Below are 21,056 nucleotides of genomic sequence, written 5' to 3'. Positions count from 1 at the left end.
CGTTTATCGCGGTTTCCGGGATTCCCGGGATTCCTGGGATTTACCCTCGGTTTTCCCGGGATCGCGTCACCAGGTGGGCCTGAGCGGGGGAATATTTCCCCTGCTCAGCGCCACGATCATCTCGGCCAGCGTCATCCGGAGGGTGTACATCGGAATCTTCCCGGTCTTCCCGATGATCTCGTTCTCCAGGTCGCTCAGGACGGCTCCGGCGACGTCGAGGTGCTCGTAAGCCCTCTCGGTGAGCTGGATCAACTGGCGGCGGCCACCGGACGGATGGTGCACGCGTACCACGTATCCGTGCTCCTCGAGGTGCGTGACCATTCCGCTGACGGCCTGCTTGGTAATTCCGAGCGCGGCGGCCAGTTCGGTGCCGGTGGCGCCTTCGCCCTTCAGTACCTGGAGGGCCATGCCGTCAATGGGTCTGACGTCTTCGTAACCGCGTTCGTTCAGCCGGCCCACGAACTCCCCGAGCAACAGCTGGAACGTCATCCCGACAAGGTAGATGAGCTCGTAGTCAGTCAGGTCATCCGCGTTTTCCATAGATCCATGTTGACACACGCTCGCCCGTCCCCATTAGACTGTGTCAAGCAACTTGACACAGGAGGTTACCACCATGAACGTCATCAACCCCTCCGAAGACCGGACAATCAAGACCGCGTCCGCCGTGATGTACGGCCTCGCCGCGCCGAGCCAGGGCAGCGAGCAGGTGGCGACCTGGAAGGTCTCGGTGATCGACGGCGGCCAGTCCCCCGTCCACGTCATCGACAAGGACCAGATCTGGATGCCGATCGCCGGCTCCTTCGAGTTCACCGTCGACGGCGAGACCGAGCAGATCTCGGCCGGTCAGGCCCTGGTGGTCCCCGCCGGGTCCGTGCGCCAGTTCCGCAGCACCGGTGAGCCGCTGGAGGCGCTGGTCGCCATGCAGGCCGGGGCGCTGGTGAGCATTCCCGGCACCGAGGGTGCCAACCCGATCCCGTGGGCCGTCTGACGTCGGCGCCACCGCTCCCGACTCGGTGACCGGCCCCGCCAGGTGGGCCGTCACCCAGCCTCCGTTCCCCCCGTCTTAAGGAACGCAATGTCGAACACCTCGGCTACACCGCCCCAGGTAGCCGCCGGGTCAACCGACCGCCGGTTGACGATGGCCCTGGTCGTGATCGTGACCTGCCAGCTCATGATCATGCTGGACCTGACGATCGTGAACACCGCCCTGCCCACCATCCAGCGTGAGCTGGGCTTCTCCTCGGCCAACCTCACCTGGGTGATCAACGCCTACGCGGTGGCCTTCGGCGGCCTGCTGCTCTTCGGCGGCAGGCTCGGCGACGTCTACGGTCGCCGTACGGTCCTGATCGTCGGCGTGGCGGTGTTCACCCTCGCGTCCCTGGTGGGAGGCCTCGCCCAGAACCCCACCTGGCTGCTCACCACCCGGGTGATCCAGGGGATCGGGGCGGCGGTCGCCGCGCCCAGCGCGCTGTCGCTGATCGCCACCACCTTCACCGCGCCGCCCGCCCGTGCCCGGGCCCTGAGCTACTACACCGCCGCGTCCTCCGCGGGCGGCTCCCTCGGCCTGCTGGCCGGCGGCATGCTCACGTCCTGGGTCAACTGGCGCTGGGTGATGCTGGTGAACGTGCCGATCGGCATCCTGATCATCGCGCTCGCCACCCGCTTCATCCCGCAGCCGCCGCACGTCAAGGGCAAGCTCGACGTGTTCGGCGCGATCACCGGCACGGCCGGCCTGATCGGCATCGTCTACGGCTTCACCCACGCCGCCGACGGCGGCTGGAGCAGCGGTCAGACGGTCGTCGCCTTCGTCGCGGGCGCCGTCCTCCTCGTCGTCTTCCTGATCGGCGAGCGGCGGGTCGAGCAGCCGATCATCCCGCTGGCCCTCTTCGCCAGCCGGAACCGGGCGGTCGCCTACGCCGGCATGCTGATGCTGCCCGCCGCGATGTTCGCCAGCCTCTACTTCCTGATGGTGTACGCGCAGGACTCGCTGGGCTACAGCCCGGTCGAGGCCGGGTTCGCGGTCGTGCCGCTGACCCTGGGCGTCCTCTCCTCGCGGTGGACCTTCCCGCCGCTGGTGAAGAAGTTCGGTCCGAAGAACCTCGTGGTCGCCGCGGCGGCGCTGATCATCATCGGCCTGCTCTGGCTCAGCCAGATGACCCCGTCCACCGGCTACGGCTTCATCGTGGTCCCCACGATCTTCTGTGGCGTCGGCGTCGGCATCGCCTTCACCGGCCTCAACTTCACCGTCCTCGCGGGCCTTCCGCCGCAGAACGCCGGTGCCGCGGCGGGCATGCTCCAGACGATGCAGCAGGTCGGCGGCGCGCTCGGCATCGCGGTCCTCGGCACGATCTACATCTCCGGCCTGGAGGACGCCAAGACCGGCGGCACCGCGCAGGGCGCGGTGGCGGACGCCGTGGGCCAGGCCCTGGGCGGTGGCGCGGTGTTCATCGGCGTCCTCCTGCTCCTCGGGCTGTTCGGCCTGGTCAAGATGGCTCCTCCCGCCCCGGCTCCCGCCCCCGCTCCTGCGCCTGCCCCCGGAACACAGCCCCCCGGGCAGGCGACCTCTGCGTGAACCGCAGTACCCCGTAGGGACGGGGACAGGGTGAACGCCCGACCTGCTTGGCGTGGCTGAAGACCTCGGTCCGCCAGGCAGGTCGCGTGTGTGGAGCCCGACCCCGCGCATGGACGTGCCGACCGGGCGGCGACCCGGACTTCGTGATCGACGATTTGGAGACTGTCGTGAGCACCTGCGTAGTCGTGGGGAAGCCCGAGGCGGGTCCGCGGACCCCCGGCCCGGTCCGGGCCCGCGCGCACGCCGTCGCCGGACCCAGGGTCGGCGCGATATGACGCTCGCAGGCCTCGACCGGCGGTTCGGCACCGATGTCGCGGTCCTCGCGCCCGCGATCTCCCACTCCGACCAGGTGCGCGCCGTCTTCGGCGGATTCCCCGCGGCCGTCGTGGCCCTCTGCGGGACGGTCGGCGGGGCGCCCTACGGGATGATCGCCACCTCGCTGGCGGTCGGAGTCTCCTTCGACCCGCCCATGGCGCTGTTCTCGGTGCGGAACGACTCCTCGACCTGGCCCGTCCTGAAGAGGGCCGGGCGGATCGGCGTCTCGGTGCTCTCCGAGGGCCAGGCCGTCGCGTGCCGTCAGCTCGCGGCGAAGGACGCGGACAGGTTCGCCGGGCTCGACACCCATGCCACCCTGCACGGTTCGCTCTTCCTGCGGGACGCGAGTTCCTGGATGGACTGCGAGATCGCCGGGGAGCTCCCCGCGGGCGACCACACGGTCGTCACCTTCCGGATCCACCAGGTCGGGCACGGCCCCGGGACCCCGCTGCTCTACCACGACGGCCGGTTCCCCCGGATGCGCCACGAGCACCTCTCCTGAGCCCGGCCCCCGAGGCGCCGCGAAAACCTTCCCTATCGTGACAAACTGGCCGGGAGGCCGTGACGCGACCGGTGTGAGCCCCGGCCGCCCGACGCCCGCCCCGCGACGCGCACGGCCTCGTTGCATAAAACTACGACGCCACGTATAGTCATGCCATCCATGAGGAGGGTATTGATGACGGTACGAGCAGCAGTCGCGGGCGCGAGCGGATACGCGGGCGGGGAACTCCTGCGTCTTCTCCTCGCCCACCCCCAGGTCGAGATCGGCACGCTCACCGGCCACTCCAACGCCGGACAGAGGCTCGGCGGCCTCCAGCCGCACCTGCTGCCGCTCGCCGACCGCGTCCTCGCGCCCACCACCGCCGAGGAACTCGCCGGACACGACGTCGTCTTCCTCGCCCTCCCGCACGGCCAGTCCGCCGCCGTCGCCGAGCAGCTCGGCGACGACGTCCTCGTCGTGGACATGGGCGCCGACTTCCGTCTGAAGGACCCGGCCGACTGGGAGACGTACTACGGCTCCCCGCACGCCGGCACCTGGCCCTACGGCCTCCCCGAACTGCCGGGCGCCCGCGCCGCGCTGGAGGGGTCCAAGCGCATCGCGGTGCCCGGTTGCTACCCCACCGCCGTCTCGCTCGCCCTCTTCCCGGCGTACGCGGACGGGCTGGCCGAGCCCGAGGCCGTGATCGTCGCCGCCTCCGGCACCTCCGGCGCCGGCAAGGCCCTCAAGCCGCACCTCCTCGGCAGCGAGGTGATGGGCAACATGACCCCGTACGGCGTCGGCGGCGGCCACCGGCACACCCCCGAGATGATCCAGAACCTCTCCGGCCCGGCCGGCGAGCGGGTCACCGTCTCCTTCACCCCCACCCTGGCCCCGATGCCCCGCGGCATCCTCGCCACCTGCACCGCCGCCGCGAAGCCCGGCACGACCGCCGAGGCCGTGCGCGCCGCGTACGAGAAGGCGTACGCGGACGAGCCCTTCGTCCACCTCCTCCCCGAGGGCCAGTGGCCCGCCACGGCGTCCGTCCACGGTTCCAACGCCGTTCACATCCAGGTCGCGTACGACGCGAACGCGCACCGGATCATCGCGATCAGCGCCATCGACAACCTGACCAAGGGCACCGCCGGCGGCGCGGTGCAGAGCATGAACATCGCCCTCGGCCTTCCCGAGGACACCGGACTCTCCACGATTGGAGTCGCTCCATGAGCGTCACCGCAGCGCAGGGATTCACGGCGGCGGGCATCGCCGCCGGGATCAAGCAGAACGGCAACCCGGACCTGGCCCTCGTGGTCAACACCGGGCCGCGCCGCGCCGCCGCGGGAGTCTTCACGTCCAACCGCGTCAAGGCCGCCCCCGTCACCTGGTCCCAGCAGGTCCTCGCCGACGGCGAGCTGACGGCCGTCGTCCTCAACTCCGGCGGCGCCAACGCCTGCACCGGCCCGCAGGGCTTCCAGGACACCCACGCCACCGCCGAGAAGGTCGCCGAGGTCCTCGGCGCACAGGGCACGGAGATCGGCGCCGGCGAGGTGGCCGTCGCCTCCACCGGCCTCATCGGCGTCCTCCTCCCCATGGACAAGCTCCTCCCCGGCGTCGAGAAGGCCGCCGCCGAACTCTCCCCGCACGGCGGGGAGAAGGCCGCCATCGCCATCAAGACCACCGACACCGTCCACAAGACGGCCGTCGCGGGCAAGGACGGCTGGACGGTCGGCGGCATGGCGAAGGGCGCGGGCATGCTCGCCCCCGGCCTCGCCACCATGCTCGTCGTCCTCACCACCGACGCCGACGTCGACGCCGAGGGACTCGACGCCGCCCTCCGGACCGCCACCCGCCTCACCTTCGACCGGGTCGACTCCGACGGCTGCATGTCCACCAACGACACCGTCCTCCTCCTGGCCTCCGGCGCCTCCGGCGCCACCCCTGCCCAGGACGACTTCGCCGAGGCCGTCCGCGAGGTCTGCGCCGACCTCGCCCGCCAGCTCATCGGCGACGCCGAGGGGGCCAGCAAGGACATCCGCATCGAGGTGGTCAACGCGGCCACCGAGGACGACGCCGTCGAGGTGGGCCGCTCCATCGCCCGCAACAACCTCCTCAAGTGCGCCATCCACGGCGAGGACCCCAACTGGGGCCGGGTGCTCTCCGCCATCGGCACCACCTCCGCCGCCTTCGAGCCCGACGAGCTGAACGTCGCCATCAACGGCGTCTGGGTCTGCAAGAACGGCTCCGTCGGCGAGGACCGCGAGCTCGTCGACATGCGCTACCGCGAGGTCGTCATCACCGCCGACCTCGCCGCCGGCTCCGAGTCCGCCGTGATCTGGGCCAACGACCTGACCGCCGACTACGTCCACGAGAACAGCGCCTACTCCTCATGAGCAACGCCACGCGGAAGCACACCGCCCTCCCGAAGGCCCAGACGTTGATCGAGGCCCTGCCCTGGCTCACCCGGCACCACGGCAAGACCGTCGTCATCAAGTTCGGCGGCAACGCCATGATCGACGAGGAGCTGAAGGCCGCCTTCGCCCAGGACGTCGTCTTCCTGCGCCACGCCGGCCTCAAGCCGGTCGTCGTGCACGGCGGCGGCCCCCAGATCAGCGCCGCGCTCGACCGCCACGGCATCGTCAGCGAGTTCAAGGCCGGCCTCCGGGTCACCACCGAGGACGCCATGGACGTCGTACGGATGGTGCTCGCCGGCCAGGTCCAGCGCGAGCTCGTCGGGCTGCTCAACCAGCACGGCCCGCTCGCCGTCGGACTCACCGGCGAGGACGCCCACACCATCACCGCCACCAAGCACCGGCCGGAGATCGACGGCGAGCGCGTCGACATCGGCCGGGTCGGCGAGATCACCGCCATCGACACCGGCGCCATCCAGGCGCTCCTGGAGGACGGCCGCATCCCGGTCGTCTCCTCCATCGCCCGTTCCCAGGACGACGGGCACGTCTACAACGTCAACGCCGACACGGCGGCCGCGGCGCTCGCCGCGGCGCTGGGCGCCGAGACCCTGATGGTCCTCACCGACGTCGAGGGCCTCTACGAGGACTGGCCGAACAGCGACGAGGTCATCAGCCGGCTCACCGCGAGCCAGCTGGAGAAGCTGCTGCCCGAGCTGTCCAGCGGCATGGTGCCCAAGATGGAGGGCTGCCTGCACGCCGTGCGGAACGGCGTCACCACCGCCCGCGTGATCGACGGGCGCGTCCAGCACTCCATCCTCCTGGAGATCTTCACCGACGAGGGCATCGGCACGATGGTCGTGCCGGACGGGCAGGGGAAAGCATGAGCAACGACCGGCTGAGCGAGCGGTGGCAGGGCTCGCTCATGAACAACTACGGCACCCCGCGCCTCTCCCTCGTCCGCGGCGAGGGCGCCAGGGTCTGGGACGCCGACGGCCGGGAGTACCTGGACTTCGTCGGCGGCATCGCGGTCAACGCCCTCGGCCACGCGCACCCGGCCGTCGTCGAGGCCGTCAGCCGCCAGATCCGGAGCCTCGGCCACGTCTCCAACCTCTTCGTCGCCGAACCGCCCGTCGCCCTCGCCGAGCGGCTCCTCGACCTCTTCGGCCGCCCGGGCAAGGTCTTCTTCTGCAACTCGGGCGCCGAGGCCAACGAGGCCGCGTTCAAGATCGGCCGGCTCACCGGCCGCACCCACATGGTGGCCACCGACGGCGGCTTCCACGGCCGCACCATGGGCTCCCTCGCCCTCACCGGCCAGCCCGGCAAGCAGGGCCCGTTCCTGCCGCTGCCCGGCGACGTCACCCACGTCCCGTACGGCGACGTGGAGGCGCTGCGCGCCGCCGTCACCGAGGAGACGGCCTTCGTCATCATCGAGCCCGTCCAGGGCGAGAACGGCGTCGTCGTCCCGCCGGCCGGCTACCTCAAGGCCGCCCGGGAGATCACCCGCGCCACCGGCACCCTGCTCGTCCTCGACGAGGTCCAGACCGGCATCGGCCGGTGCGGCCACTGGTTCGAGCACCAGGCCCACGAGGGCGTCGACCCCGACGTCGTCACCCTCGCCAAGGGCCTCGGCGGCGGCCTGCCGCTCGGCGCCACCGTCGCCTTCGGCGCGGCCGCCGAGCTCTTCGCCCCCGGCCACCACGGCACCACCTTCGGCGGCAACCCGGTCGCGTGCGCCGCCGGTCTCGCCGTCCTGGACACCCTCGGCGCCGACGCGGCCCTCGACCACGTCAAGGCCGTCGGCGAGCGGCTGCGCTCCGGAATCGAGGGCCTCGGCCACCCGCTGGTCTCCCATGTCCGTGGTGCGGGCCTCCTGCTGGGTATCGTGCTCACCGAGCCCCTCGCGCCCCAAGTGCAGCAGGCGGCTCAGGACGCCGGCCTCCTGGTGAACGCGCCCGCCCCCGACGTCGTACGGATCATGCCTCCGCTGGTCCTCACCGACGCCGAGGCGGACACTTTCCTCCAGGCCCTGCCGGCCGTCCTGCGGAAGGCGTACGAGGCGAACGGGCAAGGACGAACCGGAGAATGAGGCGACGATGACCGACGCGCAGGGGAACGAGCACGGAGGGCCGTCGGTCCCGCAGACCCGCACCGCACGCCACCGCAGGATCGTCGACATCCTCAACCGGCAGCCGGTGCGGTCGCAGAGCCAGCTCGCCAAGCTCCTCGCGGACGACGGGCTGAGCGTCACCCAGGCGACGCTCTCCCGCGACCTCGACGAGCTCGGCGCGGTGAAGATCCGCAACACCGGCGGCGAGCTGATCTACGCGGTCCCCAGCGAGGGCGGCTTCCGCACCCCGCAGGCCCCGCTCGGGGAGTCCGCCAAGGAGGAGCGGATGCGCCGCCTCTCCGGCGAACTCCTCATCTCCGCCGAGGCGTCCGCCAACCTGGTGGTGCTGCGGACCCCGCCGGGCGCCGCCCAGTTCCTCGCGTCGGCCATCGACCAGGCCGAGCTCCACGCCATCCTCGGCACCATCGCGGGCGACGACACCCTGCTGCTCATCTCCCGTGACCCCACCGGCGGTCAGGCCCTCGCCGACCACCTGCTGCGCCTCGCGCAGAAGGGCGGCTGAACCCGCCCCGCCGTCTCCCGGACCCGGGGGAGGCTCAGTACCGCAGGATCGCCGTCGGCCCCCGCCGGGTGCCGACGGCGATGTGCGGCCGCCGCTCAGGATCCGCCCAGGCCAGGATCGCCCGCATCGCGTCCGCCGGCACGGAGACGCAACCCGCCGTGGCGCCCCGGCCGTCGACGTGCAGGAAGATCCCGGCGCCGCGCATCCGCACCGGGCGGGCGTAGTTGAAGCCGATGACGAGCGCGTGGGCGTACTGCGTCCCGTACGCGACGATGTGCTCGGCCTCCCCGGCGCGGCAGTCCGCCGGCAGCTTCTCGACCCAGCGGTTGTACGCGCGCGAGTCGTTGTCCTGGCACCACCACGAGTCCTCGGTGGCCCGCACGTACCGGTAGCGCGTGCCGGCCGGGGCGGGCCGGATCCCGAACGCGTACGGCAGGTCGTAGAGCCCGGTCGGCGTGGTGTTCGTCCCCTGCCGCCGGGTGGCCCCCTCGGTCAGCCCTCCGGCGCCGAACCGCCCCCGCGCCGACCCCGCCCGCACCCACCGCCCGCCCCGCCGGTCCCACCAGGTGACGGTCCCGGTGGTGGCGGAGGTGTCGGCGGCGACGGCGGTGATCAGCTGGGACCCGCCGCCGGTGTCCGCCATCCGCGCGGGCAGCGGAGCCGGCGGGGGAGCCGGCGGGAGGGTCGGCGCGGAGGCCAGCGAGGCCAGCGCGGCGCCGAACGCGAGGAGGATGCGCATGGCGGTGACGCTAGGCGGCCGGTCGCGCGTCGGCCAGGCTACTGACCCGACCGGGGGAGCGGCGGCAGCGGCAGCGGCAGGGCGGGCAGTCCGTCGATGCTGGTGGCGATGTGCTCCTTGCCCTCGCAGTAGGTGTTGAACTCCTCGTCCGTCTTCCGGTTGAAGAACTCGGCGTGCAGCGACCGCTCCTCCCGGTACTCCATCACCGGCACCGCGAAGCCGCAGGAGTCGCTGATCCGCCGGGCGTGCACCAGGACGATCGCCCGCGCGCTGATCTGGTCCTTCACCGCCTCCTCGGGGAAGCGGCCGAGGAGTTCGGGCCAGCGCGGGTCGTCCCGCAGCACGGCCTCCCCGTCGCCGTGGACCCGCACCACGGTCGGCGGCCCGGAGAAGGCGGTCCACATGAGGGTGATCCGCCCGTTGCCGGGCTCCCGGAGATGGGCGAGGGTCTCGGCGCTGCTGCCGCCGAAGTCCACGTAGGCGAGGGTCAGTTCGTCGAGGACGACGAGCGTCCCCTTCCGCCCCTTGGGCGAGAGGTTGACGTGCCCGTCGCCGGACAGCGGCGCGGTGGCGGTGAAGTAGAGGGGCTGGTCCTCGATGAAGGCACGCAGCCGTCCGTCGATGCGCTCATACGTTTTTCCCATGGCGTCATCATCCGTGGCGGGCGCCGTCCCGTGCCGGGTCGTCTCACGGGATCAGCCGGACCAGGGCCACAGGGCACGCCGTGCCTCCCGTACGACGGCGGGCTCGGGATCGTCGAGCAGCGCCGTCATCCGCGCCGGCTCCACCGCGTCGAGCAGCCGCAGCCCGGCGACCGCCGAGGCCCGCACCCGCCCGCTCCGATGCTCCGTCAACTCCCGCAGCAGGGGCGCGTCCTCGGCCCGCGTCCCGCACTCCCCGAGCCCGAGCGGCGCCCGGTCCGGCACGTCCGGCCCCGTACAGGCGGCCCGGTACACGGCGACCGGGTCGCCCCCGCCCTGCCGCACCACCCACCGGGCGCAGGCCCGGGTCCGCCCCGACCGGTCGTGGAGGTACGGCTCCGCCTCCGCGTGCCGGCCGGCCCCGCGCAGCGCGGTCACCCCGGCCGCCCGGACCCGGCCGAACCGCGCCCCGAGCAGCACGGGCACGGTCGCGTCGGGCTCACCGGCCGCGACCGCCGCCGAGGCGGCCCGCTCCTGCACCACCGGGTCGTGGTCCCCGGCGGCCACCAGGGCCAGGCCGAGGCCGTCGTACAGCCCGCGGTCGAGGACGACGGAGAGCGCGGCCCGCCGGGTGGGCGCGTCGCGGCAGCCGAGGAGCAGCCGGGTGACGGCCGCGCCGGGCCAGGCCCGCAGCAGCCCGTCCAGCAGCTCGACGGCCTCCCCGCCCCGCAGCCGGGCGGCGAGCCGCAGGATCACCGGCGCCGTGACGGCGAGGGTCCCGTACGGGGCGGTGGGCAGCTCCGCCCGCAGCAGGGCCAGGGCACGCGCGCGTACCGGCCCCGCCCAGTCCGCGGCCCGGATCGCGACCAGCGGCAGCAGTTCCGGCCGTCCCGCCGCGTACGGCAGCGCGGCCTCCCGGATCCGCCCGTCGGGGTCGCACAGCGCGAGCGCGAGCCGCGCCTCCGCCGGTGCCCGCGGGGCGGGGGCGGGGGCCGTCCGCCACAGCCGCCGCCACCCGGGGCCCGACGCTCCGGTGAGCCACTCGTGCGACGGCTTCAGGTCGCCGTGGACGACCGCCCGCCGCACGTCCTCGTCCAGATCGGCCCACGCCTTCGGCCGCGTCACGTCCAGCACCCGCTCCAGGGGGAGACCCCGCCCCAGCCGCCGTACCGCCGCCCGCCGCGACTCCACCTCGTTCCTCATGCGCGGAGGCTAGACGGCGTCGGCCCGCACCCGCCCGGGGTTTTCCCGGCCGCCGCGGGGCTCACGCGCCGCGAGCCGCCCGGCGGCGCTCCTTCCGCTCGGCCCACCAGGTGGCGATCCGCTCGGCGTTCGCCTCGGCGAGGGCCCGGATCCCGTCCGCGTGCGGGCCCTCGGCGGCCTTGCTGTCCCACACCACTTGCAGGGCCCGGTCGCGCGCGACCGCGCGCACCTCAGGCTGGGGGTCGTCCAGCAGGCGCAGGGCGTTGAGCAGGCCCTCGGGGGCGTAGCGGTTTCCGAGGAGCTTCATGGCGAGCCCGCGTAGCGCGGGTGCCTCGCCGGGGGCCGTGCAGGCGATCAGCCGCTCTGTGGAGGCACCGCGGGAGGCGCCCCTGAGCGCCCCGCGCGCGGCCCGGGCCATCTCCGGCGCCGGGTCGGCGAGGTGCGCCACGGCCTCGTCCCAGCCGAGGCCGTGGCGGTGCGAGAGCAGGACCAGGGCCCGCGCCCGCACGCGCGCGTGCCGGTGCGCCAGCAGCCTCCGCAGGGCTTCGGGATCGTCCCGCAGGGCGCGCAGCACGACCGCGCCGACGCGGGGATCGGGATCGTCCGCGTACGGCGGCAGCTCCCCGTCCTCCAGGGCGCCCAGCAGCCGCAGCCCGCCCAGCGCCCGGGCCCGTACGGCGCCGTCCGCGTGCCGGGTGAGGGCGCGGAGCAGGGGGACGTCCTCCGGGTGGCGCTCCTCCGCGAGCGCGCTGACGGCCGGGGCCGTGAGGGCGGCGGGGTCGGCGCAGAGCGCGCGGAGGCGGGCGCGCGGATCGCCCCCCGCCTCCCGCAGGCCGTCGCGGGCGAGCCCGCGCACCCAGGGGGAGGGGTCGGCGAGATGCGCCACGAGCCCGTCGCCGCTCCCTCCCGCCCGCAGCCACGCCACGGCCGTGCCCCGGACGGCAGGGTCGGAGGCGTCCGACAGCCGCGCCACGGCGGCCTCGACGGCCGTGCCCGACGGCGGGGCGGGCGGCGCGCCCCCGGAGGGGCACGACGGCGCTTCAACCGCGCCCGCGCCCGATGCCGACGCCGACGGCGGGGCCGGCCGGGCGCCCTGCCCGGCCCGTCGCACCAGCCCGCGCGCGGCGTGGCGTCGGACGTGGCGGTCGCGGTGGCCGAGGGCGATCCCGGCCAGGTCGTCGACGGTGAGCAGGCCGGCGTCCGCGGCGTACCGGAGCGCGAGGACGCGCACCTCGGAGCCCTCGGCCACCTCCAGGAACCCGAGGAACCGCCTCCGCGCGGCGAGGTCCCGGCGGTTGCCGAGCGCACCTCGGAGCCCTTCGAGCCGCTCGCCCGGGTCGCGGGCCGTCAGGGCGATCTCGTACAGCGCGTCCTCGTCCAGCGCTCCGGACTCCGCTCCGGCCCGTATCCCGGCCTTCCGGGCGTCCCACCGGTCCCAGCCCCCGCTCGCCCGCAGCTCCCGCACCGCGTCCTCCGGGACGCCGCCGATCCGGTCGATCACCGCGTCGCGCCCCCAGCGGCCGTGCTGCCGCGCGCCCACGCGCAGCGCGAGCGCGGCGAGGGACCGCGCGGTGTCGTCGCCGGCGGTGTCGAGGGCCCGGGCGAAGGCGGCGCGGGCGCGCTCCCGTACCAGCCCGTCGCCGTCCGCGCAGCGGAGGAGCAGCAGGGGCGGCGGCGCCGCCGGGCCGGCCGCGTCCAGGGCCGCGGCCCGGACCCGGGCGTCCGCGTGGCACAGGCACAGCGCGAGTTCGGACGGGGTGGGCGGGTGTCGCCAGGACGGTGCGCCGCCCTCTCCGGCGTTCTCGTCCCAGTAAGGGGCGGTGTCCCAGTCCGCGACCTCGCGGTCGTCGAACCAGTGGGCGCCGAGGCGGAAGGACGACCGCGTCCGCCATCCGGCGACGCGGTTCAGGGTCCCGGTGAAGACGTCGGAGTCGAGCCGTACCCAGTCCTCCGCGCGCCCGGCACCCGCCGCCGAGGCCGTGTCCTTGCCGTGCAGAAGACGTTCTCCCCCGCGAAGGTAGTGCGTGGGACCCAGGAGTCGTTCGCTCGTCATGCGGCGGACTGTATCCCCGCGATCACCGTGCCGACCTGGGGTTTTCCTCCCGGGCCGGCCCTCGATTGACGAATCATGCGGAGTTCTGCATACTCATGCATTAGTGGTCCCGGTAGTCGAGGCGAGGAGCAACCAGAAGTGAGCAGCAACAACGGTGACGTCCGGCTCTGGGGCGGTCGCTTCGCCGACGGCCCGGCCGAGGCCCTCGCGAAGCTCTCCGCCTCGGTCCACTTCGACTGGCGCCTCGCGCCCTACGACATCGCCGGCTCCCGGGCCCACGCGCGCGTGCTGCACAAGGCCGGGCTGCTCACCGAGGACGAGCTGACCCGCATGCTGGACGGCCTGGACCGGCTGGAGGCGGACGTCGCCGACGGGTCCTTCGTCGGCACCATCGCCGACGAGGACGTCCACACCGCCCTGGAGCGCGGCCTCCTGGAGCGCCTCGGCGCCGAGCTCGGCGGCAAGCTGCGGGCCGGCCGGTCCCGGAACGACCAGGTCGCCACCCTCTTCCGGATGTACCTGCGGGACCACGCCCGGATCATCGGCGGGCTCGTCGCCGAGCTCCAGGACGCGCTCGTCGGCCTCGCCGAGGCGCACCCGGACGTCGCCATGCCGGGCCGGACCCACCTCCAGCACGCCCAGCCGGTGCTCTTCGCCCACCACGTCCTCGCCCACGCCCAGGCGTTCTCCCGGGACGCCGAGCGGCTGCGTCAGTGGGACACCCGGACGGCGGTCTCCCCGTACGGCTCGGGTGCCCTGGCCGGCTCCTCCCTCGGGCTCGACCCGGAGGCGGTCGCCAAGGACCTCGGCTTCGAGCGCGGCTCGGCCGGCAACTCGATCGACGGCACGGCCTCCCGTGACTTCGTCGCCGAGTTCGCCTTCATCACCGCGATGATCGGGGTCAACCTCTCCCGGATCGCCGAGGAGATCATCATCTGGAACACGAAGGAGTTCTCCTTCGTGACCCTCCACGACGCCTTCTCCACCGGCTCGTCGATCATGCCGCAGAAGAAGAACCCGGACATCGCGGAGCTCGCCCGGGGCAAGTCCGGCCGCCTCATCGGCAACCTCTCCGGCCTGATGGCCACCCTCAAGGCCCTGCCGCTCGCCTACAACCGCGACCTCCAGGAGGACAAGGAGCCGGTCTTCGACTCCTGCGACCAGCTGGAGGTCCTGCTCCCCGCCTTCACCGGCATGATGGCCACGCTCACCGTCAACCGGGAGCGCATGGAGGAGCTGGCCCCGGCCGGCTTCTCGCTCGCCACCGACATCGCCGAGTGGCTGGTCAAGCAGGGCGTGCCGTTCCGGGTCGCGCACGAGGTGGCCGGCGAGTGCGTGAAGGTCGCCGAGTCCGAGGGCAAGGAGCTGGACGGGCTGACCGACGAGCAGTTCGCCAAGATCTCCGAGCACCTCACCCCCGAGGTCCGCACCGTCCTCAACGTCCCGGGCGCCCTCGCCTCCCGCGACGGCCGGGGCGGCACCGCCCCCTCCGCCGTCGCCGCCCAGCTCGTCGAGGTCAAGGCCGACCTGGTGATCCAGCACGCCTGGGCCACCGCCAAGCGGAAGTAGCCCCGAAGGGGTCACCCCACAGCGTCACGGCGTCACAGCGCCGCCGCCCAGTCCGCGAGCCTGTCGAAGTCCGGCCGGAGCAGTCCCAGCCGGGGGTCGACGTGCAGCAGCAGGGCGGCGGTGAGGTGTCTCTGCTCCACGTACTCGTGGTCGTACGGCGTGATGTCGTCGTCCACCCACGCGAACGGCCGCCCCTGCGCGTACTCCAGGATGTACTGGGTCTTCCAGAACGTCCCGCGCGGGGCGGCCCCGTGCATTTCCGGCCAGTCGACGAACGGCAGCTCGGGCAGCCCCAGGTGGGGCCCGATCCACTCGTTGGCCTCGCCCTTCCACGTCGTCGCCCACGTCAGCTCGTACGCCTCCGCCAGCGCGAGCAGCTCCGCCCCGTGCTCAGGGTTCAGCCACACCCGCAGCGGCTTGGTCTCGAACCAGCCGGTCGGCCGCATCCGATGGGTCGTGTATCCCTCCGGCCGGCGCTCGGCCTGCGCCGCGTAGGGGTTGAGCGGTCCGTCCACGTCGATCAGCAGCAGCGGCTTCGTCATGTCCACAGCATTCCGTTCCGCCCCTCGGTGAGGCATCAGAATTTCAAGTGAGACATTCATGTCTCATTCGGTGTATGGTCGTCTCATGTCAGTCGACCGCACCCAGGTGCTCCGCACCGCCGCCGCCCTGCTCTCCCGCAAGGCGACCGCCACCATGGACGAGGTCGCCCGGGCCGCCGGCATCGGCCGGGCCACCCTGCACCGGCACTTCGCCGGCCGGGACGCCCTCGTGCGGGCGCTGGAGCAGATGTGCATCGAGGAGGCGGAGGCCGCGCTCGACACGGCCCGCATCGAGGAGGGGCCCGCGGACGAGGCCGTCCGCAGGCTCGTCGCCGCCTCCGAGCCCGCCGCCCCGCTGCTCGCCTTCCTCGTCACCGAGAACCAGCTGTTCGAGGGCGACGGGCAGAACGAGGGCTGGGCCCGGCTCGACGCCCGGCTCGTCGCCCTCTTCCGGCGCGGCCAGGAGGAGGGCACCTTCCGGATCGACCTGAGCCCCGCCTGGCTGTGCGAGGCGTTCTACGGGCTGATCGGCTCGGGAGCCTGGGCCGTCGCCGACGGGCGGGTCGCCGCCAACGACTTTTCTTACATGATCGCCGAGCTGCTGCTCGGCGGAGCGCGCAGGAGCGTGGAGAAGTGATCACCGAAACCGTCCGGCACGAGAGCCATATCGAGGGCGTGCGCCGTCCCGGCCGGTGGCTCGCCCTCGCCGTGCTCGTCCTGGCCGTGCTGCTCGTGGCCGTGGACGCCACCGTGCTCGGCCTGGCGACCCCGTTCCTCTCCGAGGACCTGAAGCCCACCGGCACCCAGCTGCTCTGGATCGGCGACGTCTACTCGTTCGTCATCGCCGGCCTGCTGGTCTCCATGGGCAGCCTCGGCGACCGCATCGGCCGCAAGAAGCTGCTCCTCGTCGGCGCCACCGCGTTCGGCGCCGTCTCGGTCCTGAACGCCTACGCGACCAGCCCCGAGATGATGATCGCCGCCCGCGCGCTGCTCGGCGTCGCCGGCGCGACCCTGATGCCATCCACCCTGGCCCTCATCCGGAACCTCTTCCACGACCCGCGCGAGCGCAGCCTCGCCATCGGCATCTGGGGCGCCATGGCCTCGGCCGGCGCCGCCGTCGGCCCGGTCGTCGGAGGCTTCCTCCTGGAGCACTTCTGGTGGGGCTCGGTCTTCCTCATCAACCTGCCCGTCATGGCCGTCCTGGTCGTCGTCGGCGTCAAGCTGATCCCCGAGTCGAAGAACCCGAACCCGGGCCCGTGGGACCTGCCCAGCGTCGGCCTCTCCCTCGTCGGCATGATCGGCGTCGTCTACGCCGTCAAGGAGCTGGCCTCGCACGGCCCCACCCTCGACGTGGCCGTCGCCGCGCTCGTCGGCGCCGGCGGCCTCACCTGGTTCGTCCGCCGTCAGCTCACCCTGCCGGCCCCGCTCCTGGACATGCGCCTCTTCCGCAACCGCGGCTTCTCCGGCGCCGTCCTCGCCGATCTGCTGACCATCCTCGGCCTCGCCGGCCTGGTGTTCTTCCTGTCCCAGTACTTCCAGCTGGTCCAGGGCCGCACCCCGCTGGAGGCCGGCCTCGCCGAGCTGCCCGCCGCCATCGGATCGGTGACGGCCGGCCTGCTCGCCGGCCGGTTCGCCCGCCGCTTCTCGGTCCGCGCGGCCGTCACCGGCGGCCTCGCCGCCATCGGTCTCGCCCTCGCGGTCCTGACCGTCATCGGCCGCACCACCGGCTACCCGGTCCTCGGCGCGAGCCTCCTCGTCGTCGGCGTCGGCGCGGGCCTCGCCTTCACCGTCACCGCCGACGTGATCCTCTCCAGCGTGCCCAAGGACCAGGCCGGTTCCGCGTCCGCCGTCTCCGAGACGGCGTACGAGCTCGGCGCCGCCCTCGGCATCGCCGTCCTGGGCTCCATCGTGACCGGCGTCTACCAGGGCTTCGCCACCCCGCCCGGCGTCCCCTCGGACGTCGCCGCGGCCGCCCACGACTCGCTCGGCGGAGCCGTCGAGGCCTCCTCGGCCCTCGCCCCGGCCCAGGCCGGCGCCCTCGTCACGGCCGCCCAGGACGCCTTCGTCGACGGCCTGCGGATCGCCGCCGGCGTCGGCGCGGCCGTCCTCCTCGCCACCGCCGTCGCCGCCTGGTTCCTCCTCAGGGGCCAGAAGCTCGCGGACGGCGTCGAGCACTGACGCACCCACGCGGAAGGGCGCCCCCGGAACGACTCCGAGGGCGCCCTCACGCGTACGGGCCGACCGCTACGCGGCCTCCTTCGCCTTCGTGGCGTACATGTCCACGTACTCCTGCCCCGACAGCCGCATGACCTCCGCCATCACCGAGTCCGTCACCGCCCGCAGCACGTACCGGTCGCGGTCCATGCCCTCGTAGCGGGAGAACTCCAGCGGCTCGCCGAAGCGGACGGTCACCTGCACCGGGCGCGGGAAGCCCGCGCCGCCCGGCTGCGCCTTGTCCGTGCCGATCATCGCGAAGGGGATGACCGGCGCGCCGGTCATCAGCGTCAGCCGCGCCACGCCCGTACGGCCCCGGTAGAGCCGGCCGTCGGGGGAGCGGGTGCCCTCCGGGTAGATCGAGAAGATCCTGCCCTCCTCCAGCACCCGGCGGCCCGTCATCAGCGCCGCCGCACCGCCCCGGCCGCCGTCCCGGTCCACCGGGATCATGCCGACGCTGGTGAAGAACCAGGCCATCAGCCGGCCCTTGATCCCCTTGCCCGTGACGTACTCGTCCTTGCCGATGAAGAAGACCTGCCGGTCCAGGCAGATCGGCATGATCATCGAGTCGATGAAGGTGAGGTGGTTGCCCGCGAGGATCACCGGCCCGGTCCCGGGGACGTTCTCGGCGCCCTCGACACGGGGGCGGAACATCAGGCGCAGGATCGGACCGAGGGTGGCCTTGACGATCGCGTGACGGGACAACGGTTCCTCCGGTGTCGGGCGGGCGGCTCCCGGGAGCCGACGGTGCAGCACCGGACGATACTCGCGGGTCACCGCCGTGCGCACATCGGGTTCACCGAACGGATACACGGTGTTGACGCGTGTTTACGCCATGTTCGGCCCAGGTCCGCCGCCCGTAGGCGAGTGCTGCCTACCGTCGGGTCCACCCCATGACAGGTGCGGGACATCACACAGGAGGACCTCCATGACCCAGGGCGCACCCCGGACCCCGGCCCGCCGCACGGTACTCGGAGCGGCCGGCGCCGCCGCGTTCGGCGCCCCCGCCGTGCTCGCCGCCGGCGCGGGCCCGGCGCGGGCCGCCGACTCCGGCCGCCCCCACGGCCAGGGCCACGGACGCGGCTACCGCTCGCTCCCCGTCCCGACCGTCATCGCCCACCGGGGCGCCAGCGGCTACCGCCCCGAGCACACCCTCGGCTCCTACCGGCACGCCCTGGACCTCGGCGCGCACGTCATCGAGCAGGACCTCGTCCCCACCAGGGACGGGCACCTGGTCTGCCGCCACGAGAACGACATCACCGGCACCACCGACGTCGCCGACCACCCCGAGTTCGCCTCCCGGAAGACCACGAAGTCGGTCGACGGCGTCTCGTACACCGGCTGGTTCACCGAGGACTTCACCCTCGCCGAGCTGAAGACCCTCCGCGCCAAGGAGCGCATCCCCGGCACCCGCCAGGAGAACACCCTCTACGACGGCCGCTGGACGATCCCCACCTTCGAGGAGGTGCTCCGCTGGGCCGACGAGGAGGGCCGGCGCCGGGGCCGCGAGATCTGGCTCCACGTCGAGACCAAGCACCCCACGTACTTCCGCTCGATCGGCCTCGCCCTGGAGGAGCGCCTGGCGAAGCTGCTCCGCCGCCACGGCCGTCACCGCGCGGACTCCGCCGTCTTCCTCCAGTCCTTCGAGCCCGGCAGCGTCCGGCGCCTGTCGAAGCTGGTCGACTCCCCGCTGGTGGTGCTGCTCTCCGGGGCGAACACCCGCCCCTGGGACTTCGTCGAGTCCGGCGACCCGCGCACCGTCGCCGACCTCGTCACCCCGGCCGGACTGCGCTGGATCGCCTCGTACGCCCAGGGCATCGGCCCCACCCTCGACCTGGTGATCCCCAAGGACGCCACGGGCCGGCTCACCACCCCCACCACCCTGGTGCGGGACGCCCACGCGGAGGGCCTGATCCTCCACCCGTACACCCAGCGCAACGAGAACGCCTTCCTGCCCGCCGACTACCGCGTGGGCACCGACCCGGCCGCCTACGGCGACGCCTTCGGCGCCCTGAAGCGGTACTTCGGGACCGGCATCGACGGCATCTTCTCGGACCACGCGGACACCGCCCTGCTCGCCGCCGAGGACTTCCGCGCCCGCTGACCCGGCCCGCCGCCCGGTCGGTGCCGTACGCCGACCGGGTGGTTCACCGCCCGGGCCGCAACCGCGCCACCGCGCCGCCGCATCGTGGCGGGCATGACCTCCCCGGAAACCCTCCTCGCCACCCTCACCCCGCTGCTCGCCGCCGAGTCGCGGGCCGAGGCCGCGGCCGCCGGGATCGACCCCGCCGACCTCGAACAGGCCGTCTGGCTCCGCCTCCTGGAACGGCTCAGCGCCGACGGCGCCCCCGAACGCCCCGCCGACTGGCTCCGCAGGGCCGTCCGCGCGGAGGCCCGCCGGGCCCGCCGCACCAGCGGCCGGGAACGCCCGTACCACGGGGACGCCCCACCGGACGCGCGCCAGGAACCCGCCGGGCCCGAGGGCTCCGCCCTCACCGCCGAACGCCGCCGCACCCTGCGCGCCGCCGTCACCCGGACACCCGGCCGCTGCCCCCGCCTCCTCGACGCGATGCTCGACCCCGCGGACCCCACCTACCGCGAAATCGCAGGAACGTTGGGTATCTCACAAGGCAGTCTGGGGCCGATGCGTTCCCGTTGCCTGGGATGCCTGCGCAGAATGCTCGCGGCGGAGGTTCCCGCATCCGGCCGACGGGGAAGGGTGCGGGGTACCGATCGGTGACCAGATGAGCGGGAGGCATGCGCACATGGGCCTGAGTGTGACCATCTCGGCGGCGGCCGCGGACGACGCGGAGCAGATCCTGAAGCTCCAGTACCTCTCCTACCAGAGCGAGGCCGAGCTGTACGGCGACTGGTCCATCGAGCCGCTGACCCAGTCGCTCGACGCCGTCCGCGCCGAGCTGGCGGAGGGGTACGCCCTGGTGGCCCGGCTCGGCGACGAGGTCGTCGCCTCCGTCCGCGCCCGCACCGACGAGGACGGCACCGTGCACATCGCCAAGCTCATCGTCCACCCGCGGATGCGCCGCCACGGCATCGGCGGCCGGCTCCTCGACGCCATAGAGTGCCACTTCGCCGGGGCGGACGCCGCCGCCAAGCGGTTCCAGCTCTTCACCGGCCACCGCAGCGAGGGCAACCTCCGCCTCTACCGCGCCCGGGGCTACGCCCAGATCGCCGTCCGCGAGGTCGGCCCCCGACTCACCCTCGTCACCCTGGAGAAGGCCGCCTGAGGCCCTCCGCCCCTCAGGCGGTGCGCGACCGGCGCAGCCACCAGATGCCGCTCAGCGGCAGCAGCACCGGGATGAGGACGTAGCCGTAGCCGAACTCCGACCACACCGTGGAGTCGGGGAAGGCGGACGGCTCGACCAGCGTCCAGGTGCCGACGACCAGCACGCCCGCGAGCTCGGCGGCGCAGCACACCAGCGCCGCCCTGCGGGCCGTCTCCCCGCCCCGTACCAGCGTGTACGTGATGAAGACGTAGACGACCGCCGCCACCGCGGAGAGCGTGTACGCCAGCGGCGCCTCGTCGAACTTGGCGCTGATCTCGTACACGGAGCGCGAGGCCGCGCCCACCGACATCACGCCGTACAGCCAGACGAGCAGCATGCCGGGACCCTTGACGAGCCGGGTCCGGGTCTCCGTCGCCGTCTCCGCCGGCTCCGTCGTCTCCGCCATGG

The 21,056-nt window shown here is 73.3% G+C and carries 22 protein-coding genes; 14 read left to right on the top strand and 8 right to left on the bottom strand.

All coding sequences use genetic code 11. The features are described from left to right. Positions 1-66: 66 nt before the first annotated feature. Entirely contained in the window at positions 67-489 is a 423-nt protein-coding gene (locus tag ACFQ8C_RS05625) for a MarR family winged helix-turn-helix transcriptional regulator (RefSeq protein ID WP_383452564.1), read from the bottom strand. Positions 490-613: 124 nt separating this feature from the next. Between ACFQ8C_RS05625 and ACFQ8C_RS05620 the strand changes: the two genes are divergently transcribed. From ACFQ8C_RS05620 to ACFQ8C_RS05585, 8 genes are all read left to right on the top strand, one after another. Next, a complete protein-coding gene (locus tag ACFQ8C_RS05620; RefSeq protein ID WP_383452562.1) occupies positions 614-988 on the top strand; it encodes a cupin domain-containing protein in 375 nt (124 codons plus the stop codon). A gap of 150 nt (positions 989-1,138) precedes the next feature. Next, on the top strand, positions 1,139-2,572 hold the full coding sequence (locus ACFQ8C_RS05615) for an MFS transporter (protein ID WP_383452627.1): 1,434 nt from the start codon (positions 1,139-1,141) through the stop codon (positions 2,570-2,572). A gap of 271 nt (positions 2,573-2,843) precedes the next feature. Continuing rightward, complete coding sequence (locus ACFQ8C_RS05610) at positions 2,844-3,389, top strand: flavin reductase family protein (protein ID WP_383452561.1); 546 nt, start codon at positions 2,844-2,846, stop codon at positions 3,387-3,389. A gap of 174 nt (positions 3,390-3,563) precedes the next feature. Next, positions 3,564-4,592 (top strand): N-acetyl-gamma-glutamyl-phosphate reductase, encoded by a 1,029-nt coding sequence (argC, locus tag ACFQ8C_RS05605; RefSeq protein ID WP_383452560.1) that lies wholly within the window; start codon positions 3,564-3,566, stop codon positions 4,590-4,592. Continuing rightward, on the top strand, positions 4,589-5,755 hold the full coding sequence (gene argJ / locus ACFQ8C_RS05600) for a bifunctional glutamate N-acetyltransferase/amino-acid acetyltransferase ArgJ (RefSeq protein WP_383452558.1): 1,167 nt from the start codon (positions 4,589-4,591) through the stop codon (positions 5,753-5,755). The genes argC and argJ overlap by 4 nt, the downstream gene beginning before the upstream one ends. Continuing rightward, complete coding sequence (gene argB / locus ACFQ8C_RS05595; protein WP_383452556.1) at positions 5,752-6,657, top strand: acetylglutamate kinase; 906 nt, start codon at positions 5,752-5,754, stop codon at positions 6,655-6,657. Before argJ ends, argB begins: the two co-directional genes overlap by 4 nt. Next, on the top strand, positions 6,654-7,859 hold the full coding sequence (locus ACFQ8C_RS05590; protein ID WP_383452554.1) for an acetylornithine transaminase: 1,206 nt from the start codon (positions 6,654-6,656) through the stop codon (positions 7,857-7,859). Before argB ends, ACFQ8C_RS05590 begins: the two co-directional genes overlap by 4 nt. A gap of 7 nt (positions 7,860-7,866) precedes the next feature. Beyond that, the gene (locus ACFQ8C_RS05585; protein WP_351101052.1) at positions 7,867-8,403 is read left to right on the top strand and encodes an arginine repressor; all 537 of its coding nucleotides are present in this window, start codon (positions 7,867-7,869) and stop codon (positions 8,401-8,403) included. 34 nt (positions 8,404-8,437) lie between these two features. Here the strand turns inward: ACFQ8C_RS05585 and ACFQ8C_RS05580 are convergent, their stop codons facing one another. From ACFQ8C_RS05580 to ACFQ8C_RS05565, 4 genes are all read right to left on the bottom strand, one after another. Next, a complete protein-coding gene (locus tag ACFQ8C_RS05580) occupies positions 8,438-9,142 on the bottom strand; it encodes a L,D-transpeptidase (protein ID WP_383452550.1) in 705 nt (234 codons plus the stop codon). 38 nt (positions 9,143-9,180) lie between these two features. Beyond that, a complete protein-coding gene (locus ACFQ8C_RS05575) occupies positions 9,181-9,786 on the bottom strand; it encodes a pyridoxamine 5'-phosphate oxidase family protein (protein ID WP_383452548.1) in 606 nt (201 codons plus the stop codon). A 51-nt stretch (positions 9,787-9,837) separates the two neighbouring features. Further along, the gene (locus ACFQ8C_RS05570; protein WP_383452546.1) at positions 9,838-10,986 is read right to left on the bottom strand and encodes a hypothetical protein; all 1,149 of its coding nucleotides are present in this window, start codon (positions 10,984-10,986) and stop codon (positions 9,838-9,840) included. A 61-nt stretch (positions 10,987-11,047) separates the two neighbouring features. Further along, positions 11,048-13,039, bottom strand: a complete 1,992-nt coding sequence (locus ACFQ8C_RS05565) for a hypothetical protein (RefSeq protein ID WP_383452544.1) — start codon at positions 13,037-13,039, stop codon at positions 11,048-11,050. 138 nt (positions 13,040-13,177) lie between these two features. Here ACFQ8C_RS05565 and argH point away from each other — a divergent pair, with 138 nt between their 5' ends. Beyond that, positions 13,178-14,608 (top strand): argininosuccinate lyase, encoded by a 1,431-nt coding sequence (gene argH, locus ACFQ8C_RS05560; protein ID WP_383452542.1) that lies wholly within the window; start codon positions 13,178-13,180, stop codon positions 14,606-14,608. A 32-nt stretch (positions 14,609-14,640) separates the two neighbouring features. Here argH and ACFQ8C_RS05555 read toward each other — a convergent pair whose 3' ends face one another. Further along, positions 14,641-15,150, bottom strand: coding sequence for an HAD domain-containing protein (locus ACFQ8C_RS05555; protein WP_383452540.1), 510 nt, complete (start codon positions 15,148-15,150; stop codon positions 14,641-14,643). An 85-nt stretch (positions 15,151-15,235) separates the two neighbouring features. Here ACFQ8C_RS05555 and ACFQ8C_RS05550 point away from each other — a divergent pair, with 85 nt between their 5' ends. After that, positions 15,236-15,787, top strand: coding sequence for a TetR/AcrR family transcriptional regulator (locus ACFQ8C_RS05550; RefSeq protein WP_030756176.1), 552 nt, complete (start codon positions 15,236-15,238; stop codon positions 15,785-15,787). Next, on the top strand, positions 15,787-17,328 hold the full coding sequence (locus tag ACFQ8C_RS05545) for an MFS transporter (protein ID WP_383452625.1): 1,542 nt from the start codon (positions 15,787-15,789) through the stop codon (positions 17,326-17,328). Before ACFQ8C_RS05550 ends, ACFQ8C_RS05545 begins: the two co-directional genes overlap by 1 nt. Positions 17,329-17,394: 66 nt before the next feature. Here the strand turns inward: ACFQ8C_RS05545 and ACFQ8C_RS05540 are convergent, their stop codons facing one another. Then, on the bottom strand, positions 17,395-18,018 hold the full coding sequence (locus tag ACFQ8C_RS05540) for a lysophospholipid acyltransferase family protein (protein WP_383452623.1): 624 nt from the start codon (positions 18,016-18,018) through the stop codon (positions 17,395-17,397). 274 nt (positions 18,019-18,292) lie between these two features. On the opposite strand from ACFQ8C_RS05540, the gene ACFQ8C_RS05535 reads away from it, so the two are divergent. From ACFQ8C_RS05535 to ACFQ8C_RS05525, 3 genes are all read left to right on the top strand, one after another. Continuing rightward, positions 18,293-19,468, top strand: coding sequence for a glycerophosphodiester phosphodiesterase (locus tag ACFQ8C_RS05535; protein WP_383452538.1), 1,176 nt, complete (start codon positions 18,293-18,295; stop codon positions 19,466-19,468). A gap of 93 nt (positions 19,469-19,561) precedes the next feature. Then, on the top strand, positions 19,562-20,104 hold the full coding sequence (locus ACFQ8C_RS05530) for an RNA polymerase sigma factor (RefSeq protein ID WP_383452536.1): 543 nt from the start codon (positions 19,562-19,564) through the stop codon (positions 20,102-20,104). A 25-nt stretch (positions 20,105-20,129) separates the two neighbouring features. Continuing rightward, on the top strand, positions 20,130-20,609 hold the full coding sequence (locus tag ACFQ8C_RS05525) for a GNAT family N-acetyltransferase (RefSeq protein WP_383452535.1): 480 nt from the start codon (positions 20,130-20,132) through the stop codon (positions 20,607-20,609). Positions 20,610-20,622: 13 nt separating this feature from the next. Here ACFQ8C_RS05525 and ACFQ8C_RS05520 read toward each other — a convergent pair whose 3' ends face one another. After that, positions 20,623-21,054, bottom strand: coding sequence for a hypothetical protein (locus ACFQ8C_RS05520; protein WP_383452534.1), 432 nt, complete (start codon positions 21,052-21,054; stop codon positions 20,623-20,625). Positions 21,055-21,056: the final 2 nt, after the last annotated feature.

The sequence above is a fragment of the Streptomyces sp. NPDC056503 genome, from assembly GCF_042794995.1.
Classification (GTDB): Bacteria; Actinomycetota; Actinomycetes; order Streptomycetales; family Streptomycetaceae; genus Streptomyces.
Note: the sequence above shows the minus strand (reverse complement) of the source record. Positions and strands in the feature narration are given on the sequence as shown.

What these genes read in the sequence shown, in the direction of transcription:
- ACFQ8C_RS05625 (WP_383452564.1), bottom strand. Translation starts at nt 489, where the DNA reads ATGACGTTCCAGCTGTTGCTCGGGGAGTTCGTGGGCCGGCTGAACGAA.
- ACFQ8C_RS05620 (WP_383452562.1), top strand. Translation starts at nt 614, where the DNA reads ATGAACGTCATCAACCCCTCCGAAGACCGGACAATCAAGACCGCGTCC.
- ACFQ8C_RS05615 (WP_383452627.1), top strand. Translation starts at nt 1,139, where the DNA reads ATGGCCCTGGTCGTGATCGTGACCTGCCAGCTCATGATCATGCTGGAC.
- ACFQ8C_RS05610 (WP_383452561.1), top strand. Translation starts at nt 2,844, where the DNA reads ATGACGCTCGCAGGCCTCGACCGGCGGTTCGGCACCGATGTCGCGGTC.
- argC (WP_383452560.1), top strand. Translation starts at nt 3,564, where the DNA reads ATGACGGTACGAGCAGCAGTCGCGGGCGCGAGCGGATACGCGGGCGGG.
- argJ (WP_383452558.1), top strand. Translation starts at nt 4,589, where the DNA reads ATGAGCGTCACCGCAGCGCAGGGATTCACGGCGGCGGGCATCGCCGCC.
- argB (WP_383452556.1), top strand. Translation starts at nt 5,752, where the DNA reads ATGAGCAACGCCACGCGGAAGCACACCGCCCTCCCGAAGGCCCAGACG.
- ACFQ8C_RS05590 (WP_383452554.1), top strand. Translation starts at nt 6,654, where the DNA reads ATGAGCAACGACCGGCTGAGCGAGCGGTGGCAGGGCTCGCTCATGAAC.
- ACFQ8C_RS05585 (WP_351101052.1), top strand. Translation starts at nt 7,867, where the DNA reads ATGACCGACGCGCAGGGGAACGAGCACGGAGGGCCGTCGGTCCCGCAG.
- ACFQ8C_RS05580 (WP_383452550.1), bottom strand. Translation starts at nt 9,142, where the DNA reads ATGCGCATCCTCCTCGCGTTCGGCGCCGCGCTGGCCTCGCTGGCCTCC.
- ACFQ8C_RS05575 (WP_383452548.1), bottom strand. Translation starts at nt 9,786, where the DNA reads ATGGGAAAAACGTATGAGCGCATCGACGGACGGCTGCGTGCCTTCATC.
- ACFQ8C_RS05570 (WP_383452546.1), bottom strand. Translation starts at nt 10,986, where the DNA reads ATGAGGAACGAGGTGGAGTCGCGGCGGGCGGCGGTACGGCGGCTGGGG.
- ACFQ8C_RS05565 (WP_383452544.1), bottom strand. Translation starts at nt 13,039, where the DNA reads ATGACGAGCGAACGACTCCTGGGTCCCACGCACTACCTTCGCGGGGGA.
- ACFQ8C_RS05555 (WP_383452540.1), bottom strand. Translation starts at nt 15,150, where the DNA reads ATGACGAAGCCGCTGCTGCTGATCGACGTGGACGGACCGCTCAACCCC.
- ACFQ8C_RS05550 (WP_030756176.1), top strand. Translation starts at nt 15,236, where the DNA reads ATGTCAGTCGACCGCACCCAGGTGCTCCGCACCGCCGCCGCCCTGCTC.
- ACFQ8C_RS05540 (WP_383452623.1), bottom strand. Translation starts at nt 18,018, where the DNA reads ATGTTCCGCCCCCGTGTCGAGGGCGCCGAGAACGTCCCCGGGACCGGG.
- ACFQ8C_RS05535 (WP_383452538.1), top strand. Translation starts at nt 18,293, where the DNA reads ATGACCCAGGGCGCACCCCGGACCCCGGCCCGCCGCACGGTACTCGGA.
- ACFQ8C_RS05530 (WP_383452536.1), top strand. Translation starts at nt 19,562, where the DNA reads ATGACCTCCCCGGAAACCCTCCTCGCCACCCTCACCCCGCTGCTCGCC.
- ACFQ8C_RS05525 (WP_383452535.1), top strand. Translation starts at nt 20,130, where the DNA reads ATGGGCCTGAGTGTGACCATCTCGGCGGCGGCCGCGGACGACGCGGAG.
- ACFQ8C_RS05520 (WP_383452534.1), bottom strand. Translation starts at nt 21,054, where the DNA reads ATGGCGGAGACGACGGAGCCGGCGGAGACGGCGACGGAGACCCGGACC.